This is a genomic window from Cyanobium sp. ATX 6F1, assembly GCF_024346315.1.
Classification (GTDB): Bacteria; Cyanobacteriota; Cyanobacteriia; order PCC-6307; family Cyanobiaceae; genus ATX-6F1.
The window spans coordinates 120,942-142,411 of sequence record NZ_JAGQCS010000008.1; the positions used below are offsets into that span (position 1 = coordinate 120,942).

The following is a 21,470-nucleotide window of genomic DNA, read 5'->3' on the forward strand; positions in this document are numbered from 1 at the left end:
GTGGAGGTCAGCCGACCGCGACGATGCGGGCCAGGAAGAAAGCCCAGGTGGTTGCGATACCGCCGAGGAGATAGTGGGCAACGCCAACGGCGCGACCCTGGGTGATGCTCAGCGCCCGCGGTTGGATGGCGGGTGCCACCTTCAGCTTGTTGTGAGCCCAGACGATGGACTCGATCAGCTCTTGCCAGTAGCCGCGGCCACTGAACAGGAACATGAGGCTGAAGGCCCAGATGAAGTGCGCTCCAAGGAACATCAGTCCGTAGGCACTCGAGGAGGAGCCATAGCTGTTGATCACCTGTGCGGCCTGAGCCCACAGGAAATCACGCAGCCAACCATTGATGGTGATGGCGCTCTGGGCGAAGTTGCCATTGGTGATGTGCGAGACGGAGCCATCTGCATTCACCGTTCCCCACACATCGCTCTGCATCTTCCAGCTGAAGTGGAAGATCACGATCGAGATGGAGTTGTACATCCAGAACAGGCCGAGGAACACGTGGTCCCAAGCCGAAACCTGGCAGGTACCGCCACGGCCGGGGCCGTCGCAGGGGAAGCGGAAGCCCAGGCTGGCCTTGTCGGGCACAAGCCTGGAGCTGCGGCTGTAGAGGACACCCTTCAGCAGGATCAACACCGTGACGTGGATCGTGAAGGCATGGATGTGGTGAACCATGAAGTCGGCCGTTCCCAGGGGGATCGGACCCATGGCCACCTTGCCCCCGACGGCAACGACGGCACCGTTGAACACTTCGCTCACACCGGCCAGCGCATTGGGAGCGGTGGTGCCGGCAGCAGCGGCGTGCAGACCCTGGATCCACTGGGCGAAGATCGGCTTCAGCTCAATGGCGGAGTCACTGAACATGTCCTGGGGACGGCCCAGGGCACGCATGGTGTCGTTGTGGATGTAGAGGCCAAAGCTGTGGAAGCCCAGCCAGATGCACACCCAGTTGAGGTGACTGATCAGCGCATCCCGAGCCTTGAGCACCCGATCCAGCACATTGTCGATGTGCTTGGCGGGGTCGTAGTCGCGGATGAGCGCGATGGCTCCATGGGCTCCGGCGCCAACGATGATGAGGCCACCGATCCACATGTGGTGGGTGAAGATCGATAGCTGGGTGGGGTAGTCGACAGCGATGTACGGATACGGAGGCATCGCATACATGTGCTGAGCGACGATGATGCTCAGCGAACCCAATAGAGCCAGGTTGATGGCCAGTTGGGCATGCCAGGAGGTGGTCAGAAACTCATAGAGACCATCGTGGCCATTAGGGGCCGGGAACAGCAGGGGATCACCCTTCTGGCCCTCGAGGATCTCCTTGATGCTGTGACCGATGCCCCAGTTCGTGCGGTACTGATGACCGGCAACGATGAAGAGCACCGCGATCGCCAGGTGGTGATGGGCGATGTCGGTCATCCAGAGGCTGCCCGTTACAGGATTCAACCCACCCTTGAAGGTGAGGATGTCGCTGTAGGCGGCCCAGTTTCCAGTGAAGAACGCCTGGATGCCGGCCCCGAAACCGGGGTAAAGCTGAGCGATCAGGTCCTGGTTGAGGAATTCGTGCGGGAGGGGGATGTCCGCCACCGAAGCGATGGTCTTGCCATCGAGCACCAGGGGTTTCCCGGCATCGATCGCATCCATCAGCGCGGTCGTGGGCAGAGACACATGGATCAGGTGCCCCGTCCAGGAGAGGGATCCCAAGCCCAGAAGGCCAGCCAGGTGGTGGTTGAGCATGGACTCAACGTTCTGGAACCACTCAAGCTTTGGAGCGGCCTTGTGGTAGTGGAACACCCCGGCGTTCAGCATCAAGCCCGCCATCACCAGCGCACCGATGGCGGTGCACAGCAATTGGAACTCGTTGGTGAAGCCCCAGGCCCTCCAGACATGGAAGAGACCGGAGGTGATCTGAATGCCGTGGAAACCGCCACCCACATCCCCGTTAAGGATTTCCTGGCCAAAGATTGGCCAGACCACCTGCGCACTGGGTTTCACATGCGTGGGGTCGGCCAGCCAGCCGGAATAGTTGGAGAAGCGGGCACCGTGATAGAAGGCGCCGCTCAGCCAGATGAAGATGACGGCCAGATGGCCGAAGTGAGCGCTGAAGATCTTGCGAGAGACCTCTTCGAGATCGCTCGTGTGGCTGTCGAAATCGTGAGCGTTGGCGTGGAGGTTCCAAACCCAGGTGGTGGTTTTGGGACCTTTAGCGAGGGTGCGATCGAAGTGTCCGGGTTTGCCGAACAACTCGAAGCTGACAGGAACGGGGTTCCGGTCAACTTGGGCCTTCGCCGTTTTCCCACGTTCTGGTGGGCTGATGGTCATCGAGACGTTCCTCGAGGGACGGAGTCGAGGTGGAGGTCCACCCCTCCGACCGGGCCAAGAAGGCCTGGCCGGTGGGCCTTACGAACCCCCGGAAAAGCCGGGAGGTTCATGGGGCACCAGCGCATGGAGCGGGAGCAGCCCGAAGGCCGAAAACGCTTGCCACGACTGGAGCTGGGGCCCCAATGAGGGGACCGCTGGCGGAAGTATAAGGGGCTAAACCAACGCGAATCGGCGGGCAGTTACAAAGGTTCAATGCCGCCCTTCCCCAGTCTGTGACTGGGCTCTTGGTGGGGATTTGTGTTAGCGAGTCAACGACTTATTAGGGCCTATTGCTATCACCCAGGTCAAGGAGTTGCCCTTCTCAATCAATGGCCCAAGAACTTGGCCGGCTCGGGCAGCAGAATGCCCCCAACAGTCACCCTGACGCGAGGAGACATCCGCATGCTGGCAGCGGCGCTTCGGGGGCTGACCGTCCTGATGCTGGTGGTGTTCACCCTCCTGCCCGCAGGCTGCCAGGGCCAGGCCCGCTCCCCCTCCCCGGGACCTGCCTTGGCCCCCAGCTACCCCAGCGGCAACCTGCAGGAAGTGGCTCCTCCTGGGGCGGTACTGCAGCTGCAGCAGCAGCTTCTAGGCCGCCAGCCCCGGTTGAACATTCTCGCGCCCGCCAACGGCAGCCTGCTGCCCGATGGACCCTGGGCCCTGAGGGTCGCCGTGGAGGACTGGCCCCTGGCGGACGCCGGTCCCCTGGGGATCGGCCCCCATCTGGTGGTGCAGCTCGATGGGGAGCCGCCGCTCCGTGTGGGAGGCGGCTCCAGTCCATTGGAGGTGCCCATGGCCCCCCTGGCCCCCGGCAGCCACCGCTTGACGGTCTATGCCGCGTTCCCCTGGGGTGAGGCCGTGAAAGCACCGGGGGCCAGCCAACAGATCAAGTTGCACCGGGTGGCCCCCAACCCCCTGGCCCTGCCGGCGGAAGGCACCCCGCAACTGGTTCCCGTTCAGGCGGTGCGCTCCAGCGCCGATCAGCCCGCCCTGGTCGACTGGTTGCTGCTGGACGCCCCGCTTCAGCATCTGCGTGATGGGGACGACCGCTGGCGGCTGAGGGTCACGGTCAATGGCGACAGCTTCCTGCTTGATCGCCAGGCTCCCCTCTGGCTGCGTGGGCTGCGCAACGGCAGCAACTCCCTGCTGCTGGAGCTGCTGGATCAGGCCGGTCAACCGCTGAACCCTCCGTTCAACTCCCTGGTGCAGGAGATGGTGCTGGCGAGCGATCCCCCCAGGGGTTGGCAGCTCGGTGCCCTCGATGACGACGACCTGCAACGGCTGCTCGGCGAGGCCGCCACCCCCAGCGCGGTGAACGCCGAACCACCCAGCCCTTCGCCCGAGACCGAGCCAGTGGTGGTGGAGGCAGTGGTGGAGGAGCCAGTGGTGGTGGAGCTGGCGGCGCCCTCGCCTGAGCCGACCGGCCTGGTCCCGAGCACAGCTATTGAAGCCCCACCTGCGGCCCCGATCCCGCAGCCTGCATCGCCCCTCTCCCCGCCGCTGGCTCCTGAGCAAGGAGTAAGCCCGATGGCCGCCTCGGCCCCGCCATCCGAGCCGCCCACTGCGCCAACGGCAACGGCCACCGATGTTGAGCCCATTGAGAGAGAGGAGTCACCTTCAGCCCAGGCGACCCCGCCGCTCGAGCCAGAAGTGACGGCAGCCCGGGATCTGGTCAACCCCGATGGATCCCTGATCAGGCCCCGAGGCGAGGGCCTGGTGGGCCGCCTGCGTGCGAAGTTCGGCCGATGAATCACCAACCGATTCGGGGCCTGGGCCTGAGTCCCGCCGCCGACCCCGTGCTGGCGCGGCTCAGGCAGGCGGGCCTGGTGGAAGTGATCGACCAGGCCGGTGAAGCCGGCGCCAGCCTGCGCTGTCATTGGCGGGAGAGCAGCGCCTTTGTGGTGGTGGGCGCCTGCGGCGCCGTGGTGCGCCTGATCGCGCCCTTGCTGAGTGATAAGGCCCTCGATCCGGCGGTGGTGGTGGTGGATCCCCAAGGGCGCTATGCGGTGCCCGTGCTGGGTGGCCACGGCGCCGGCGCCGAAGCACTCAGCCAGCGGATCGCAGCCCTGCTGGGGGGGGAGGCGGTGCTCACCGGCGCCTGCGCCGCCAGCGGCCGGCTCCCCCTCGACAGCTTCGGAGCCGCCTGGGGCTGGAAGCGGGGCCAGGGAGACTGGAGCGGACTGATGAAGTCCATGGGCCAGGGCCAACGACTGCGCTTGCGCCAGGAGAGCGGCTCCCGGCTCTGGAGGCAGTCGCCGGCGGCCCTGAGGCTCGATCCGATCGACATTGACCGCTCCGAGGCGGCCCCCGAGCTGGTGATCAGCCACCGCCTGGGCGAGGGCCTGCGCTGGCATCCCCCGAGCCTCTGGCTGGGGCTGGGCTGCGAACGGAACACGAGCCTCAGCCTGCTGGAGCGGGCCGTGGACCATTGCCTTCAGGCCCATGGGCTGGCAGCGGAGGCGGTGGCGGGGCTCGCCACTGCCGAGCGCAAGGCGGATGAGCCGGCGTTGCTGGCCCTGGCCGAGCGGCGGGGCTGGCCGCTGCGCTGCTTCGCGGCCAACGAGCTGGCCCGGGTGGATGTACCCAATCCTTCCGCCGTGGTCGAGCGGGAACTGGGCACCGCCAGCGTGGCGGAGGCGGCGGCACGGCTGGCAGCGGGAGCCGAGGCTCAGCTGCTGGTGGAGAAACGGATCGAGCGAAGCGAACCGGGCGAGCAGGGCGCTGCCACGGTGGCCGTGGCCCTCTGCGCCAGCCAACAGGCGCCGCACCAGGGCGCGCTGAATCTGGTGGGCAGCGGACCGGGCTCCCTCGACCTGCTCACCCCCGACGCCCGCCGGGCCCTGGCCGAGGCCACGGTCTGGGTGGGCTATGGCCTCTACCTGGATCTGCTCGAACCCCTGAGGCGCCCCGATCAGGTGCGCCTGGACGGGGTGCTCACCCAGGAAAAGGAGCGCTGCCGCCAGGCCCTGGAATTGGCCGCCCAGGGCCTGAACGTGGCCCTGGTGTCGTCAGGGGACAGCGGGATCTACGGCATGGCGGGGCTGGCCCTTGAGCTCTGGATGGAGCTACCCGTCGATGGACAGCCAAGTTTCCAGGTGCATCCAGGCATCTCAGCGCTGCAACTGGCGGCCGCCCGGGCCGGAGCGCCGCTGATGCACGATTTCTGCACCATTAGCCTCAGCGACCGGCTCACCCCCTGGCCCACGATCGAAGCGCGCCTGCAAGGGGCCGCCCGCGGTGATTTCGTCGTCGCCCTCTACAACCCCCGCTCCCAGGGGAGACAGTGGCAACTGGAGCGGGCCCGGGAACTGCTGCTCGAAGGGCGGCCCGCCAGCACACCTGTGGCCCTGGCACGGCAACTGGGGCGTGCCGAAGAAGAGGTGCGGCTCAGCAGCCTCGGTGAGCTGCCCATCGAGGAGGTGGACATGCTCACCCTGGTGCTGGTGGGGAACAGCAGCACCAGGGTGCAACAGGGCCGCATGGTGACCCCGCGGGGCTATCCCGGGGCCGTGCTGGCCTGAGTCATCAACAAGAAATCGGGATGACAGGATTCGAACCTGCGGCCCCTTCGTCCCGAACGAAGTGCGCTACCAAGCTGCGCCACATCCCGATGGCCGGAGTGTAGGCGATGGGGGCCGCCACCCATGGGACGACGATTCCTAGAGTGAGACTTGCCCCAACGCCATCCGCCGGGGAGCCCCTGAGCACGTGCTGAAACCCGACTGGCTGCGCGTCAAGGCGCCCCAACGTGAACGCATCGGGGCCGTGGCCGACCTGCTGCTCGACCTGAAGCTGAACACCGTCTGTCAGGAGGCCAGCTGCCCCAACATCGGCGAGTGCTTCGCCGGCGGCACCGCCACATTCCTGATCATGGGGCCGGGCTGCACCCGCGCCTGCCCCTACTGCGACATCGACTTCGACAAGAGTGTGCGAGATCTCGACCCCAGCGAGCCGATTCGGCTCGGTGAAGCGGTGGCGCGCCTGGGCCTGCGCCATGTGGTGATCACCTCGGTGAACCGCGACGACCTCTCCGACGGCGGTGCCCGTCAGTTCGTGGCCTGCATCGAAGCGGTGCGGCGACGCTCCCCGCACACCACGATCGAGTTGTTGATTCCTGATTTCTGCGGCAACTGGGAGGCCCTGGCCGCCGTGATGGCGGGGGCACCCGACGTGCTCAACCACAACATCGAAACCGTTCCGCGGCTCTACCGCTCGGTGCGCCCCCAGGGGATCTACGAGCGCTCGCTGGAACTGCTCGATCGGGTGCGTAAGGGCTGGCCGCGCACTTACAGCAAATCAGGGTTGATGGTGGGCCTGGGCGAGCGCGATGGCGAAGTGCTGGATGTGCTGGCCGACCTTCGGCGCCATCAGGTGGACATCGTCACCATCGGCCAGTACCTCTCCCCCGGACCCAGACATCTGGCGGTGCAGCGCTTCCCCACGCCGGAGCAATTCGACGCCTATCGGCGGCACGGTGAAGGCGAACTGGGCTTTCTCCAGGTGGTCAGCTCACCGCTGACCCGCAGCAGCTACCACGCCGGCGAGGTGCAGCGCCTGATGCGCGAACACCCCCGCTGAAGCCGGCACCCCTGGGGCGACAGCCTCAGGCGACCACCGGTTCCCGCTGGCCCAGGCCCACGGTCAGGATTTCGCTGGGGGGCACCAGCACCTTGAAGCGACCACGCCACTGGGGCCAGTTGGCGAGGATCTCGGCCGCCCTCAAGCTCCCGGTGTGCTCCAGGTGCGCCTCCAGCAGGGGCTTGAGCAAGCGCTCCTGCTCGGGGGTCTCGAGGCTGTGGAGCGTGACGGTTTCGCCGTTGAGCCGGGAGGAGAGCGCCCCCTGCTCATCGAGCAGGAAGGCCACACCACCGGTCATGCCAGCGGCGACGTTGCGGCCCGTGCTGCCGAGCACCACCACCACACCGCCGGTCATGTACTCACAGCAATGGTCACCGGTGCCCTCCACCACGGTGCGCGCACCGCTGTTGCGAACGGCGAAACGCTCACCGGCGCGGCCGAGGGCGAACAGCTCGCCGCCGGTGGCGCCATAGAGGCAGGTGTTACCGAGAATCACCTGACGGCCGGCCTCGCTGACGGCGGGAGGTGGCACCACAACGATGCGCCCTCCATTGATCCCCTTGCCGACATAGTCGTTGGCCTCACCCTCCAGGCGCAACTCCATGCCCTGGAGCAGGAAGGCCCCGAAGCTCTGACCGGAGGCGCCTTTGAAGCGCAGGTTCACGGCCCCATGGAAGCCGGTGTTGCCATGGCGGGCGGCGATTTCGCCAGCCAGACGCGCACCCACACTTCGATCGGTGTTGACGATCGCCAGCGAACGGCTCACCCGGCCATGGGATTCGATCGCCTCGATCACGTCGATGTCTGCCAAGAGGTCATCTTCAAGGATCGGCCCGTTGCCATGGGCCACGGGCGCATGGCGGAGCCAGCTGCGATCGTCGGCCCCGGCGATCGGATCGAGCAGGCAGGAGAGATCGAGGGAGCGGGTCTTGGTCAGGGCGATGGAGCGGGGCTCGAGCAGTTCGGTGCGCCCGATCAGATCCTCCAGCCGCGCCACACCGAGCACGCTCAGCAACTGCCGCACCTCTTCAGCGACGAACAGGAAGAAACTCACCACGTGCTCGGGCAAGCCCGTGAAGCGCTTGCGCAGCGCCTCCTTCTGGGTGGCCACGCCCACGGGGCAATTGTTGGTGTGGCAGACGCGGGCCATGATGCAGCCCTCGGCAATCATCGCCACCGAGCCGAAACCGAACTCCTCGGCGCCCAGCAGGGCGGCCAGGATCACATCCCAGCCGGTCTTGAGGCCGCCGTCGGCCCGCAGCAGCACGCGATCGCGCAGACCGTTCTGGAGCAGGGATCGGTGCACCTCGGTGAGACCCAACTCCCAGGGGCTGCCGGCGTGCTTGATCGAGCTCAGGGGCGAAGCGCCGGTGCCGCCGTCATGGCCGGAAATCTGGATCACATCGGCGTTGGCCTTGGCCACGCCGGCGGCGATCGTGCCGATGCCGATCTCCGACACCAGCTTCACCGACACCTTGGCGGCCGGATGGACCTGGTGCAGGTCGTGGATCAGCTGGGCCAGGTCTTCGATCGAATAGATGTCGTGGTGGGGCGGCGGTGAGATCAGCGCCACCCCGGGCTTGCTGTTGCGCAGCCAGCCGATGTAGGCATCCACCTTCGGCCCGGGCAGCTGGCCGCCCTCCCCGGGCTTGGCCCCCTGGGCCACCTTGATCTCCAGCTGGCGGCCGCTGCGCAGGTATTCGGGGGTGACGCCGAAGCGACCGGAGGCGATCTGCTTGATCGCCGAGCAGGCGGAGTCTCCGTTGCGCAGCCCCTTGAGGGTGGGGAGGGTGGGGGAGTGGCCGCTGGCGTCCACATCGTTGAGGGGGTGGTAGCGGGCTGGATCCTCACCGCCTTCACCACTGTTGCTCTTACCGCCGATGCGGTTCATAGCAACGGCCAGCACCTCATGGGCCTCCCTGGAGAGAGCCCCGAGGCTCATGCCGCCGGTGCAGAAGCGCGCGCAGATGCTCTCAACACTCTCCACCTGATCAAGGGGCAGTGGCGTGGGCGCAGGCCGCAGTTGCAGCAGATCGCGGAGGGCCGTCACCGGCCGATGCTCCAGGAGGGTCTTGTAGGTGGAGAAGTGGTCGTAGCCGGGGCCAGCGGCCACGGCCGCATGCAGGGCCTTGGCCATCTCCGGGCTGTTGAGGTGGAACTCACCGCCGGTGCGGTACTGCACGAAACCCATGAACTCGAGCTTGGTGCGGTTCAGTTCCGGGAAGGCCTTGGCGTGGAAGGCGAGGGTTTCACTGGCGAGATCCGGCAGGCTCAAGCCGGCCACCCGGCTGGTGGTGCCCGTGAACGCCAGCTTGATCAGGTCGGCCCCCAGGCCGATGGCCTCGAAGATCTGGGCCCCGTGGTAACTGGCGAGCAGGGAGATGCCGATCTTGGAGAGGATCTTGCGCAGGCCGTCTTCCAGGGCCTTGCGCACGTTGGCCTGGGCGCTGGACGCATCGAGGGGAGGCAGCTTGCCCCGCTCCATCAGCGCCTGGGTCTTGGGGTGGACCAACCAGTGACGGGTGGTTTCCAGGGTGAGCCAGGGGCAGACGGCGCTGGCCCCGAAACCGATCAGACAGGCCAGGTGGTGGGTGCTCCAGCACTGGGCTGTGTCCACCACCAGGGAGCACTGCAGCCGCAGTCCCAGATCGAGCAGATGGTGATGCACGGCCCCCACCGCCAGCAGGGAAGGGATGTAGGTGGTGCCGGCCGTGATGCCCCCCCCGGCACGGTCCGAGAGGATCAGGATCTGGGAGCCGCTGCGCACCGCCTCCACCGCGGCGTGGCAGAGCTCGCCCACCGCCTGCTCCAGTCCCTTGGGACCAGCCAGCACGGGCATCAAAGTCGAAAGGGTGGCCGTGGCCAGGCCCTGCTGGGGGAGGGCCGCCAATTCGGCCTCGTTGAGCACAGGCGTGCTCAGGTGCAGGACCTGGGCACCATCAGCCTGGGGCCGCAGGGCGGAACCACGGCGCCCGAGGTTCATCTCCAGCGTCATCACCAGCTTTTCCCGCAGGGGGTCGATCGGCGGGTTGGTGACTTGGGCGAACCGTTGCTTGAGGTAGTCGTAGAGCAGGTGGGGCTTGGAGGAGAGCACCGCCAGGGGGATGTCATCGCCCATGCAGTAGGTGGGCTCCTTGCCCGCTCCGGCCATGTCCTCGATGATCAGATCGAGGTCCTCGGCGCTGAATCCAACGGCGGTCTGCAGCTGGAGCAGCTCCAGATCACGCAGGTGGCGCTCGTCCTCCCAGGGCTGGGGTGCCAGGCTGCGGCGGCGTTCCGCCAGCCAGGTGCCGTAGGGATGGCGCTCGGCCGCTTCGGCCTTCACATCCCAGTTGTAAAGAAGACGACCCTGCTCCAGATCGACGGCCAGCATCTGGCCCGGACCGAGGCGTCCCTTTTCGATGATCGAACTCTCCTCGAGCTCCACCACGCCGGTTTCTGAGCCCATCACCACCAGTCCGTCGTTGGTGACGCAGTACCGGGCCGGACGAAGGCCGTTGCGATCGAGGGTGGCCCCAACGCTGCGGCCATCGCTGAACACCAGCAGGGCCGGACCGTCCCAGGGCTCCTGAACACAGGCCGAGTACTCGTAGAACGCCTGGATGGCCTGGCGGTTCTCCAGCTCGGGCTGAAGCCGGAAAGCCTCCGGCACCAGGGTCATCAGGCTGTCGGTGATCGGACGGCCGCCGCGCACCATCAGCTCCAGGGTGGCGTCGAGGTTGGCCGAATCGCTGAACGCGTCGTTGACCACGGGCTTGAGATCGGGAGCCGCCTCACCCCAGACCTCATCGAGGTGGGATTCGGCCGCCTTGGCCCAGTTCAGGTTGCCCAGCAGGGTGTTGATCTCGCCGTTGTGGCCAAGCAGCCGCATCGGTTGGGCCAGGGGCCAACGGGGCAAGGTGTTGGTGCTGAAGCGCCGGTGGTAGACGGCGAAGCTGACTTCGAAGCGGGGGTCGCGGAGATCGCCGTAGAAGGCGGCCAGCACCTCCGAGCGCACCATCCCCTTGTAGACGACGGTGCGGCCGCTGATCGAGGCGAAGTAGAGGTCGACCGGACCAGGCCCCCAGGCCTCCCGAGCCCGGTCGCCGATGCGCCTGCGGCAGCGAAACAACAGGGCTTCGAGCGCATCGCCGCCCTCACTCCCCTCCACAAGCCACTGCTCAATCACCGGTGCCGTCGTCCGGGCCAACGGCCCCAGCACGGCGGGATCGACGGGAACAGGTCGCCAGCCCACCGGGCGCAGCCCCAGTCGCTGGGCCTCGCCGTCGCAGAAACGGCGGGCCTGCTCCCGCAGCTCCGGGTCGGCGGGCAGAAACACCATGCCCAGGCCCCTGCGGCCTGGGGGAACGGCGGCGACCTCAGGCCAAACCTCCTCCAGGAAGGACCAGGGAATTCCGCAGAGGATGCCAGCCCCATCACCGGAATCCCCGTCAGCTCCGCAACCGCCCCGATGCTCCATGCAGCCGAGGCCCCGCAGGGCCTGGCTCAGGATCCAGTGGCTGGCCTCTCCGCTCAAGCGGGCCAAAAACCCCACCCCGCAGGCGTCCTTTTCGCCAGCGACCGCCGCCGGAGCAGGGCTGTCGCAATGGGGCCAAGCGGGACGGGAGGGAAGTGGCATAGCCCGGGATCACCAACTGGAACCGCGGACAATCCCGCCAGGGGACAGGCCGCATCTAGAAGATTCAGATCCTAGGGACTTGCATCCACGGCGCCATGGGCCGTGAACCAGACCATCCATGGATCGGAGCTAAGTTGCTGCTCACGAACCGTGGGCCGAATGGCAGCCTTTTTTCCGCTGCCGCTGTTGAGCCTGGCCCTGCCGCCGGCCCCACCGCCACCGCCGCCCCTCGAGCGCAGCGGCGAAAGGCTCCCCTCCCCAGGCAGAGGATTCCGCGGCGCCCAGGAAGGACTGGGAATCGAGCTGAACGGCCAGCGGCTGCAAGCCCGCTGGCGCTGGCTCGACGGCGAGGGACCCGAGCCCGCCGAGCTCTGGATCCCCCTGGAAGTGCTCCAGGGTCAGATGGGTTTCTCAAGCCGCAGCCTCCCCGATGGCGAGCTGGAGCTGGACTGGTTCGGCCAGAGCCTGCGGGTGCCGGCGGCCGCCCAGCGCAGCCTCCAAGACGAGGTGGCGATTGAGGTGTCGCGTCCCCTGCTGGCGGCCGGAGCGAGGCCCGAGCGGCTGGGCCCCCTGCTGCGCCTGCGCCTGCCGCCACCGCAACTGCTGCGGGTGCGCTCCCGCGATGTCAACGGTGGCCGAAGGGTGGTGCTGGATCTGAGCGGGCCCACCTGGTTGCGCCAGGGGGATGGACAGCTGGCCCTCGATCTGGCCAGCACGGCCGGCCTCCAGCAGCAACTTCAGCGCCTCGGCCTGGGGATCCGTCAGGGACCAGCCAGCCTCAGCCTGGCCCTCGGCCGTTCCGCAGGGGGCACCCGAATCTCCACCCTGGGGGGTCCGAACCGGGTGGTGATCGACCTGCCGGTCGTCGCCGTGGGCAGCCAAGGGGACCCCAGTGGTGGCAGCGGCAGCTCGACGGCCACGGAGACGGCCACGGAAGCGAACCCTCGCGATCCGCGCCTGCTGGCCCTGCAGGGCTCAGGGGTCCAGCTCAGCCGTGAGCTGCGCAGCGTGGGCCAGCGGCGCCTGCTGATCAGCAGCGTGCGACTGGATCCGCGCCGGACCCCCTTGGATCTCCGGCCGCTCACCCGTCCCGATGGCATGCAGGGCCTCTCCAGCCTGCCTATGCTGGCCCAGCAGGACCAGGCGGTGGTCGCCATCAATGGGGGCTACTTCAACCGGGTCAACCGGCTACCCCTGGGCGCCGTCCGCGATGGGGGCCGCTGGCTGTCCGGCCCGATCCTCAACCGGGGGGTGATGGCCTGGCAGGACGCGGACCTGCCCCGCTTCGGCCGCCTGAGCCTCGATGAAAGCCTCACTGACAGAGATGGCCAGCGCTGGCCGATCAGCAGTGTCAACAGCGGCTACGTCCAACGGGGGATCAGCCGCTACACCGCTGACTGGGGGCGGTTCTACCGGTCCCTGAGCGGAGCCGAAACGGGTCTGATTCTCAACAACGGGGTTGTTCAGCAGCGCTTCGAAGCCCAGCAGCTCGGCGAGGGCATCCCCCTGGGTGGCGATGACATCCTTTTGATCGGCAGGGCGGGCGCGCTGCTGCCCTGGGGCGTGGGCGAGCGCCTGCGGCTCAGCAGCCGAGCGACGGATCCCACCGGCCTGCAGCCCTTCGTGATCGGTGGTGGGCCGCTGCTGCTGCTGGAGGGCCGCTTCGTGCTCAATGGCACGGCCGAGGGTTTCAGCCCCACCTTCCTCCAGCAGGGGGCCCCGCGCACCGTGGTGGGCAGCGATGGGCGCCAGCTCTGGCTGATCACCCTGCAGGGAGTCGGCCACGAAGGACCGACGCTGGGCGAAACCGCCCTCGCCCTGCTGCAGATGGGCCTCAAGGACGCCTTGAACCTGGACGGTGGCAGTTCCACCGGCTTGGTGATCGCCGGGACCCACACCGTCAAAGGCCGTGGGGTGGCCTCCTCGATCCACAACGGCCTGGGCCTGATCCCCCGACGCACCGCCCAACTCAACGGGTCCCCAGGGCGCCTGGCGCTTCAGACGCCCTAGGGACCTGGCCAACACCGCCCGTCAGAATGGGTGGATTGCGTTGATGCCGCCATGCCCAAGGGTCAGAGTCTGCGCCTGAGCGCGGCCGCCGCCGCGGAGCTTGGACGTCAGGCCGCCGTGGCCGGCACCCCGGGGGTGATGCACCTTGATCTGGTGGATGGCAGCTGCGAGCGCTGGGTGGTGCGCATTCGCCCCGGCCATCTGGCAGGGGTGCCCGTGGCCCGGGCTGACGGCATCACGCTCCATGCCCCCGCTGATCAACTGACGCGCCTGAGCGGCCTGAACCTCGACTACCGCGGGGATCTCAGCGGCGGCGGCTTTCTGATCCGTCCGGGCGACGGGGTGCGTTGCTGCGTCTGTGGTGCCTCCTTCAGCCGATCAGGGGAGGGTGGGACGGCGACAAAGTAAGGTGGCGGATTGTCGAAACGGTCGGACGTCCGACCCCCACTCCGGCCCTCGATGCCCACGATTCAGCAGCTGATCCGCACCGAACGGCAGCGCCTCACCCGCAAGACCAAGTCCCCCGCCCTGCGCTCCTGCCCGGAACGCCGTGGCGTGTGCACCAGGGTGTACACCTCCACCCCGAAAAAGCCCAACTCGGCGCTCCGCAAGGTGGCCCGGGTGCGCCTCACCTCAGGATTCGAGGTGACCGCGTACATCCCCGGCATCGGCCACAACCTCCAGGAACACTCCGTCGTACTCATCCGCGGCGGCCGTGTGAAGGATCTACCCGGTGTCCGTTATCACATCATCCGCGGGACCCTCGACACCGCAGGCGTGAAGGACCGCCGTCAATCCCGCTCCAAGTACGGAGCCAAGACTCCCAAGGGCTGAGTCCGGTTCGACCGTTCCCCAGCATTTTTCTCTCACCCGTTCCTGACTCCCTGCCTCCAGGTTTATGTCCCGCCGCAATGCCGCCGAAAAGCGCCCGGTTCTTCCGGATCCGCAGTTCAACAGCCGCCTGGCCTCGATGATCGTGGCCCGGCTGATGAAGCACGGCAAAAAGTCCACGGCCCAGCGGATCCTTTCCGACGCCTTCGGCATGATCAACGACCGCACCGGTTCCGACCCGCTTGAGCTGTTCGAAACCGCGGTGCGCAACACCACCCCTCTGGTGGAAGTGCGCGCCCGCCGGGTGGGTGGTGCCACCTATCAGGTGCCGATGGAAGTCCGCCAGGAGCGGGGCACGGCCATGGCCCTGCGCTGGCTGGTGAACTTCTCCCGCGCCCGCAACGGTCGCTCGATGGCCCAGAAACTGGCTGGCGAGCTGATGGATGCGGCCAACGAGTCCGGCAACGCCGTCCGCAAGCGCGAAGAAACCCACAAGATGGCAGAAGCCAACAAGGCTTTCGCCCACTACCGCTACTGAGCGCAACCGGCCGGATCAAGCGAGGATCCGGCCTCTGCAGGGCTGCCCTGTAGAATCAATTCCGCAATTTTAGTTGACAACCTTCGGAGAAGCTCCCCGTGGCCCGCGCCTACCCTTTGGAACGTGTCAGAAATATCGGTATTGCCGCCCATATTGACGCGGGTAAAACCACCACGACCGAGCGAATTCTGTTCTATTCGGGTGTCGTCCACAAGATGGGGGAGGTGCACGATGGCGCCGCCGTCACCGACTGGATGGAGCAGGAGCGCGAACGCGGCATCACGATCACTGCAGCGGCCATTTCCACCAGCTGGAAGGATCACCGCATCAACATCATCGATACCCCTGGGCACGTTGATTTCACCATCGAGGTGGAGCGCTCGATGCGGGTGCTCGATGGGGTTGTCGCTGTCTTCTGCGCCGTCGGTGGCGTTCAGCCCCAGTCGGAAACGGTGTGGCGCCAGGCTGATCGCTACAACGTGCCCCGCATCGTGTTCGTCAACAAGATGGACCGCACCGGTGCCAATTTCCTCAAGGTTGTCGAGCAGATCAAGGACCGCCTCAAAGCCAAAGGCGCCCCGATCCAGCTGCCGATCGGCGCCGAAGGCGATCTCAAGGGCATCATCGATCTGGTGAGCCAGAAGGCGATCATCTACACCAACGATCTCGGCACCGACATCATCGAATCGGAGATCCCCGACGACATGAAGGAGGAAGCCGCCCAATGGCGGAACAAGCTGATGGAGGTCGTGGCCGAAACCGATGAAGAACTCATCGATGCCTTCTTGGAAAACGGCGAACTCACCGATGAGCAGCTGATCAAAGGCATCCGTGTCGGTGTCCTCAAGCATGGCCTGGTGCCGATCCTCTGCGGCTCCGCCTTCAAGAACAAGGGTGTTCAGCTGATGCTCGACGCCGTGGTCGACTACCTGCCGGCCCCGGTCGATGTGCCGCCGATCACCGGTCTGCTCCCCGATGGCACCGAATCCAACCGTCCCTGTGACGACAGCGCACCGTTCAGCGGCCTTGCCTTCAAGGTCATGGCCGACCCCTACGGCAAGCTCACCTTCGTGCGCATCTACAGCGGTGTGCTTCAGAAAGGCAGCTATGTGCTCAATTCCACCAAGGACAAAAAAGAGCGCATCTCTCGCCTGATCCTGCTCAAGGCCGACGACCGCGAGGAAGTGGACGAGCTGCGGGCGGGCGATCTGGGCGCCGTGCTCGGTCTCAAGGACACCACCACTGGAGACACCCTCTGCGTGGAGAGCGATCCAATCATCCTTGAATCGCTGTTCATCCCCGAACCGGTGATTTCCGTGGCGGTGGAGCCCAAGACCAAGGGCGACATGGAAAAGCTCTCCAAAGCGCTCCAGTCTTTGGCCGAGGAGGATCCCACCTTCCGGGTCTCCACCAACCCCGAAACCAGTCAGACGGTGATCGCCGGCATGGGCGAGTTGCACCTGGAGATCCTCGTGGACCGCATGCTGCGGGAGTTCAAGGTGGAGGCCAACATCGGTGCACCCCAGGTGTCCTATCGGGAGACCATCCGCGGCAGCGCCAAAGGCGAAGGCAAGTTCGCCCGCCAGACCGGTGGTAAAGGCCAGTACGGCCATGTGGTGATCGAAATGGGGCCAGGGGAACCTGGTTCAGGCTTTGTCTTCGTCAACAAGATCGTTGGCGGCATCGTTCCTAAGGAGTACATCGGACCTGCCGAAAACGGCATGAAGGAAACCTGCGAATCCGGCGTGATCGCAGGTTTCCCGATGATCGACATCAAGGTCACCATGGTGGACGGTTCTTACCACGATGTGGACTCTTCGGAGATGGCGTTCAAGATCGCCGGATCCCTGGCCTTCAAAGATGGCGTCAAGAAGTGCAATCCTGTACTTCTTGAGCCGATGATGAAGGTGGAAGTCGAGATCCCCGAGGACTATCTCGGTTCTGTGATCGGCGACCTTTCCTCCCGTCGCGGCCAGGTCGAAGGCCAGTCCATCGACAATGGACAGTCCAAGGTCCAGTCCAAGGTGCCTCTGGCCGAAATGTTCGGCTACGCCACCCAGCTCCGATCCATGACTCAGGGTCGGGGTATCTTCTCGATGGAGTTCAGTCACTACGAGGAAGTCCCTCGGAACGTCGCTGAAGCCATCATCTCCAAGAATCAGGGCAATTCCTGATCTTCACCCTCTAAATCCACCCCCCGATTCTTTTTCATCATGGCTCGCGAGAAGTTCGAAAGGAACAAACCACACGTCAACATCGGCACCATCGGCCACGTTGACCATGGCAAAACCACCCTGACGGCCGCCATCACCAACGTGCTGGCCAAGAAAGGTATGGCGAAAGCCCAGGCCTACGATCAAATCGACGGAGCTCCAGAGGAGCGTGAGCGCGGTATCACCATTAACACCGCCCACGTCGAATACGAAACCGTCAAGCGTCATTACGCCCACGTGGACTGTCCCGGTCACGCGGACTACGTGAAAAACATGATTACCGGTGCCGCCCAGATGGACGGCGCCATCCTCGTGGTCGCCGCCACCGACGGGCCCATGGCCCAGACCAAGGAGCACGTACTCCTTGCCAAGCAGGTGGGCGTGCCTGCTCTGGTGGTCGCTCTCAACAAGTGCGACATGGTCGACGACGAGGAGATCCTTGAGCTCGTTGAGCTGGAAGTGCGTGAGCTGCTGACCAGCTACGACTTCCCCGGCGACGACATCCCCGTCATCAGGGTCTCCGGCCTGAAGGCGCTTGAAGGCGACGCCGAGTGGGAGGCGAAAATCGACGAGCTGATGAACGCTGTCGATGAGTCGATCCCTGAGCCCGAGCGCGAAATCGACAAGCCCTTCCTCATGGCTATCGAAGACGTGTTCTCGATTACTGGTCGCGGCACTGTCGCCACCGGGCGTATCGAACGTGGAGTGGTGAAAGTGGGCGAAACCGTCCAGATTGTGGGTATCAAGGACACCCGCGAAACCACCGTCACTGGCGTGGAAATGTTCCGCAAACTGCTTGATCAAGGCATGGCGGGCGACAACGTCGGCTTGCTGCTGCGCGGAGTGCAGAAGGAAGACATCGAGCGCGGCATGGTGCTGGTGAAGCCCAACTCCATCAAGCCCCACACCAAGTTCGAAGGGCAGGTCTACGTGCTCAAGAAGGAAGAAGGCGGCCGCCACACCCCCTTCTTCGCTGGCTACCGGCCGCAGTTCTACATCCGCACCACGGATGTGACCGGCCAGATCACCGCCTTCACCGCCGATGACGGCACCAACGTGGAGATGGTCATGCCCGGCGATAACATCAAGATGACCGGCGAGCTGATCTGCCCCGTGGCCATTGAGCAGGGCATGCGCTTCGCCATCCGCGAGGGTGGCCGCACCATCGGTGCCGGCGTGGTCTCCAAGATCCTCGAGTGAGGCTGATCTAGCCTTGCGGGGTGGGGCCAATCCCCACCCCGCTTCGATCGATCCTTTTCCAGCACCTCGACAATCCAAGCCGACCGGCAGCTGCCCTTCCTTTCAGCAGCCACCGCCGCCGTGCCGCCCCCGCGCTTCTCTCCCATCCCCATGTCCACCTCCATCTCCCAGCAGAAGATCCGCATCCGCCTGAAGGCGTTCGATCGCCGCATGCTGGATCTCTCCTGCGAAAAGATCATCGAAACCGCGGACCACACCGCCGCCACGGCGATCGGACCCATCCCCCTCCCCACCAAGCGCAAGATCTATTGCGTGCTGCGCTCGCCCCACGTTGACAAGGACTCACGCGAGCACTTCGAAACTCGCACCCACCGGCGAATCATCGACATCTACAACCCTTCCTCGAAAACCATCGACGCCCTGATGAAGCTGGATCTACCCAGCGGCGTCGACATCGAAGTGAAGCTCTGAGGCGTGCTCCGGCCCTGCAAGGCCTGGATTGTTCCTAGCATCAGGGCCTGGTCAGGGTCTCCCATCTGGTTGACTCCAGGCCCAATTCCTTTGTCCTGCAGCCACGCAGCGTGACCACGTGACCGAACTGTCCGTCAGGGAACTTCCCCTTTTTCCCCTGCCGGATGTGGTGCTCTTCCCCCAGGAAGTGCTGCCCCTCCACATCTTTGAACCGCGCTATCGCATGATGCTGAGCACGGTTCTGGAGAACGACCGTCGCTTCGGTGTGGTGCGGTGGGATCCCCAGACCCAGCGGATGGCCGAGGTGGGCTGCTGCGCCGAGATCCTCCAGTGCCAGACCCAGGACGACGACCGCAGCAACATCGTCACCCTGGGCCAGCAACGCTTTCGGGTGCTCGACGTGGTGCGGGAAGCCCCGTTCCGGGTGGCCCTGGTGAGCTGGATCGAAGACGAAACCGCTGAAAGCCACAACGATCTCCAGCAGCTCGCTACGGAGGTGACCCAGGCCCTGCAGGATGTGGTCGATCTCACCGGCAAGCTCTTCGGCAAGATCACACCCCTGCCCAGCGACCTGCCCGATCTGCCCCGGGAACTGTCCTTCTGGATCGGCTCCCACCTGGGTGGTCCCGTGGCCGACCACCAGCAGGCGTTGCTGGAAATCACCGACACCGGTGAACGGCTGCGGCTGGAGTTCGAGTTGCTCGATCGCACCCGTCGCCAGCTCGCCGCCCGCACCGTGTTGAAGGACACCTTCAAGGATCTGGGCGATTCCGTCCCCGACTGAGGCAAGCGATTGGCGTTCCCTGGGCAGGTCCTGCTGGCCATGCTGCTGCTCGCGTTGGCGCTGGCCCTGGCGCTGTGGCTGTGGCAACGCCACGGCCGCCAGTTCCAGAGCTCGGCCACGGTGGCGGAGGCCTACGACCGCTGGACAGACGACCAGCTGCTTGAGCGCCTCTGGGGCGAGCACGTGCACCTGGGCCACTACGGCAGCCCCCCCCGCCGGGTGGATTTTCGCCGCGCCAAGGAGGACTTCGTCCATGCCCTGGTGCGCTGGAGCGGCCTCGATCGACTACCCCCTGGCAGCACGCTGCTGGATGTGGGCTGCGGCATCGGTGGCAGCGCCAGGATCCTGGCCCGTGACTACGGCTTCCAGGTGGTGGGCATCAGCATCAGCCCGGGCCAGATCGAGCGGGCCAGGTCCCTGACCCCCAGCGGACTGTCCTGCCGATTCGAGCTGATGGATGCCCTGGCGCTCGAGTTTCCCAATGGGAGCTTCGATGCGGTCTGGAGCGTGGAGGCAGGGCCCCACATGGCCGACAAGCAGCGCTACGCCGATGAGCTGCTGAGGGTGCTCAGGCCAGGTGGTCTCCTGGCTGTGGCCGATTGGAACCGACGCGATCCCGCGCTCCAAGCCACCACGGCCACCGAGCGCTGGGTGCTGCGCCAGCTGCTCGATCAATGGGCCCACCCGGAATTCGCCAGCATCAATGGCTTCCGGCGTCACCTGGAGCGAAGCGAGCACCTGGGATCAGCGGCGGCCGTGGGCACCGACGACTGGAGCGCTGTCACCCTGCCCTCCTGGATCGATTCGATCCTCGAAGGGGTGCGCCGCCCCAGCGCCGTCCTGGGCCTCGGTCCCAGCGCCGTGCTCAAGGGGCTCAGGGAAATCCCCACCCTGTTGCTGATGCATTGGGCCTTCGCCACCGGACTGATGCAGTTCGGGGTGTTCCGGCTGCGCAAGGCCGACTGAATCACCGGGTTCCGAACGCCCCTCAGGCCGTGTCCTCCTCAGGGCCGGCCAGGTTCGTGAGCGGGTAGGCGCCGAACAGCGCCAGGTGCTGGCAGAGCGGGCGTAACGCTTGAATCGCCTGCTCCAGGGCCAGGCGACCCTCGATCGGCTCGAGATCAACGAAGAAGATGTACTCGCCCATTTCCCGCTTCGAGGGCCGCGATTCGATCCGGCTCATGTTCAGCGAGCGGTCGGCGAAGCAGCCCAAGGCCTCCAGCAGCGCACCCGGACGGTTGGCATGGAGCGAGAAGGCGAGGCTGGCCATGGGGCCATCGAGGCCCCGCTCTCCGCGGCGCAACATCAGAAAGCGCGTGCAGTTGCCCGCCACATCGTTGATCGGGTACGCCAGCACCTCCAGACCATGCTGCTGGGCCGCCTCCAGGGAGGCCACGGCACCACGGAAACGGCTGCCGGAGACCATCCGGGCCGCCTCGGCGGTGGAGCTGGTGGGGAGCTGAAGGGCCCCGCCCAGGTGATCGCCCAACCATTGGCTGCACTGGGCCAGTGCCTGCGGGTGGGAGAGCACCTCGCTGATCCCACTGATCGGACCGCTGCCCAGCAGGGCATGGCGGATCGGCAGCACCAGGGCGTGAACCACCGCCAGTTCCGGATGCTCCCAGAGGGCATCGAGACAGGCGGTGACGCCCCCCTCCACGGAATTCTCGACGGGCACCACGGCGGCGTCACAGGTGCCCCGGGCAAGCGCCTGGATCACGGCCCGGATGCCTGCCTGGGGCACCAGCTCCGGGTTGACATCCCCACTCAGCTCCGCCAGGCGCACGGCGGCCTGTTCGCCGTAGGTGCCGACGGGGCCAAGAAAGGCGAGGCGCATGGGGAGGGCCAGGACTCAGGTCGATAGGATCATGCCGCGC

At 66.0% G+C, this 21,470-nt stretch carries 15 protein-coding genes and 1 tRNA gene; 12 read left to right on the plus strand and 4 right to left on the minus strand.

The genetic code is table 11. From position 1 onward, the window contains the following. Positions 1-7 precede the first annotated feature (7 nt). Positions 8-2,311 (minus strand): photosystem I core protein PsaA, encoded by a 2,304-nt coding sequence (psaA, locus tag KBZ13_RS12630; protein ID WP_255009626.1) that lies wholly within the window; start codon positions 2,309-2,311, stop codon positions 8-10. Between the two features lie 402 nt (positions 2,312-2,713). On the opposite strand from psaA, the gene KBZ13_RS12635 reads away from it, so the two are divergent. Then, positions 2,714-4,099: a hypothetical protein gene (locus tag KBZ13_RS12635; protein ID WP_255009628.1), complete on the plus strand. Its 1,386-nt coding sequence runs from the start codon at positions 2,714-2,716 to the stop codon at positions 4,097-4,099. Further along, positions 4,096-5,871: a precorrin-3B C(17)-methyltransferase gene (gene cobJ, locus KBZ13_RS12640; protein WP_255009629.1), complete on the plus strand. Its 1,776-nt coding sequence runs from the start codon at positions 4,096-4,098 to the stop codon at positions 5,869-5,871. Before KBZ13_RS12635 ends, cobJ begins: the two co-directional genes overlap by 4 nt. A gap of 15 nt (positions 5,872-5,886) precedes the next feature. Here the strand turns inward: cobJ and KBZ13_RS12645 are convergent. Further along, positions 5,887-5,960: transfer RNA gene (locus KBZ13_RS12645), tRNA-Pro, on the minus strand. A 98-nt stretch (positions 5,961-6,058) separates the two neighbouring features. Here KBZ13_RS12645 and lipA point away from each other — a divergent pair. After that, entirely contained in the window at positions 6,059-6,928 is an 870-nt protein-coding gene (lipA, locus tag KBZ13_RS12650; protein ID WP_255009633.1) for a lipoyl synthase, read from the plus strand. A 25-nt stretch (positions 6,929-6,953) separates the two neighbouring features. Here lipA and gltB read toward each other — a convergent pair whose 3' ends face one another. Then, positions 6,954-11,546: a glutamate synthase large subunit gene (gene gltB, locus KBZ13_RS12655; protein WP_255009635.1), complete on the minus strand. Its 4,593-nt coding sequence runs from the start codon at positions 11,544-11,546 to the stop codon at positions 6,954-6,956. 159 nt (positions 11,547-11,705) lie between these two features. Here gltB and KBZ13_RS12660 point away from each other — a divergent pair, with 159 nt between their 5' ends. The 9 genes from KBZ13_RS12660 to KBZ13_RS12700 all read left to right on the plus strand — a co-directional run bounded on the left by KBZ13_RS12660 (position 11,706) and on the right by KBZ13_RS12700 (position 20,559). After that, complete coding sequence (locus KBZ13_RS12660; protein WP_255009636.1) at positions 11,706-13,556, plus strand: phosphodiester glycosidase family protein; 1,851 nt, start codon at positions 11,706-11,708, stop codon at positions 13,554-13,556. A 51-nt stretch (positions 13,557-13,607) separates the two neighbouring features. After that, entirely contained in the window at positions 13,608-13,964 is a 357-nt protein-coding gene (locus KBZ13_RS12665) for an AIR synthase (protein ID WP_255009638.1), read from the plus strand. A 51-nt stretch (positions 13,965-14,015) separates the two neighbouring features. Continuing rightward, positions 14,016-14,390, plus strand: a complete 375-nt coding sequence (rpsL, locus tag KBZ13_RS12670) for a 30S ribosomal protein S12 (RefSeq protein ID WP_255009639.1) — start codon at positions 14,016-14,018, stop codon at positions 14,388-14,390. Between the two features lie 64 nt (positions 14,391-14,454). Further along, complete coding sequence (gene rpsG / locus KBZ13_RS12675; RefSeq protein ID WP_255009641.1) at positions 14,455-14,925, plus strand: 30S ribosomal protein S7; 471 nt, start codon at positions 14,455-14,457, stop codon at positions 14,923-14,925. Between the two features lie 98 nt (positions 14,926-15,023). Further along, a complete protein-coding gene (fusA, locus tag KBZ13_RS12680; protein ID WP_255009643.1) occupies positions 15,024-17,099 on the plus strand; it encodes an elongation factor G in 2,076 nt (691 codons plus the stop codon). 39 nt (positions 17,100-17,138) lie between these two features. Further along, complete coding sequence (gene tuf, locus KBZ13_RS12685) at positions 17,139-18,338, plus strand: elongation factor Tu (RefSeq protein ID WP_255009645.1); 1,200 nt, start codon at positions 17,139-17,141, stop codon at positions 18,336-18,338. A gap of 150 nt (positions 18,339-18,488) precedes the next feature. Further along, positions 18,489-18,809, plus strand: coding sequence for a 30S ribosomal protein S10 (gene rpsJ / locus KBZ13_RS12690; RefSeq protein WP_255009646.1), 321 nt, complete (start codon positions 18,489-18,491; stop codon positions 18,807-18,809). A 118-nt stretch (positions 18,810-18,927) separates the two neighbouring features. Further along, positions 18,928-19,593: an LON peptidase substrate-binding domain-containing protein gene (locus KBZ13_RS12695; RefSeq protein ID WP_255009648.1), complete on the plus strand. Its 666-nt coding sequence runs from the start codon at positions 18,928-18,930 to the stop codon at positions 19,591-19,593. A 39-nt stretch (positions 19,594-19,632) separates the two neighbouring features. Further along, on the plus strand, positions 19,633-20,559 hold the full coding sequence (locus KBZ13_RS12700) for a methyltransferase domain-containing protein (protein ID WP_255009691.1): 927 nt from the start codon (positions 19,633-19,635) through the stop codon (positions 20,557-20,559). A 22-nt stretch (positions 20,560-20,581) separates the two neighbouring features. Here the strand turns inward: KBZ13_RS12700 and pheA are convergent, their stop codons facing one another. After that, positions 20,582-21,430 (minus strand): prephenate dehydratase, encoded by an 849-nt coding sequence (gene pheA, locus KBZ13_RS12705; RefSeq protein WP_255009650.1) that lies wholly within the window; start codon positions 21,428-21,430, stop codon positions 20,582-20,584. Between the last annotated feature and the right edge of the window lie 40 nt (positions 21,431-21,470).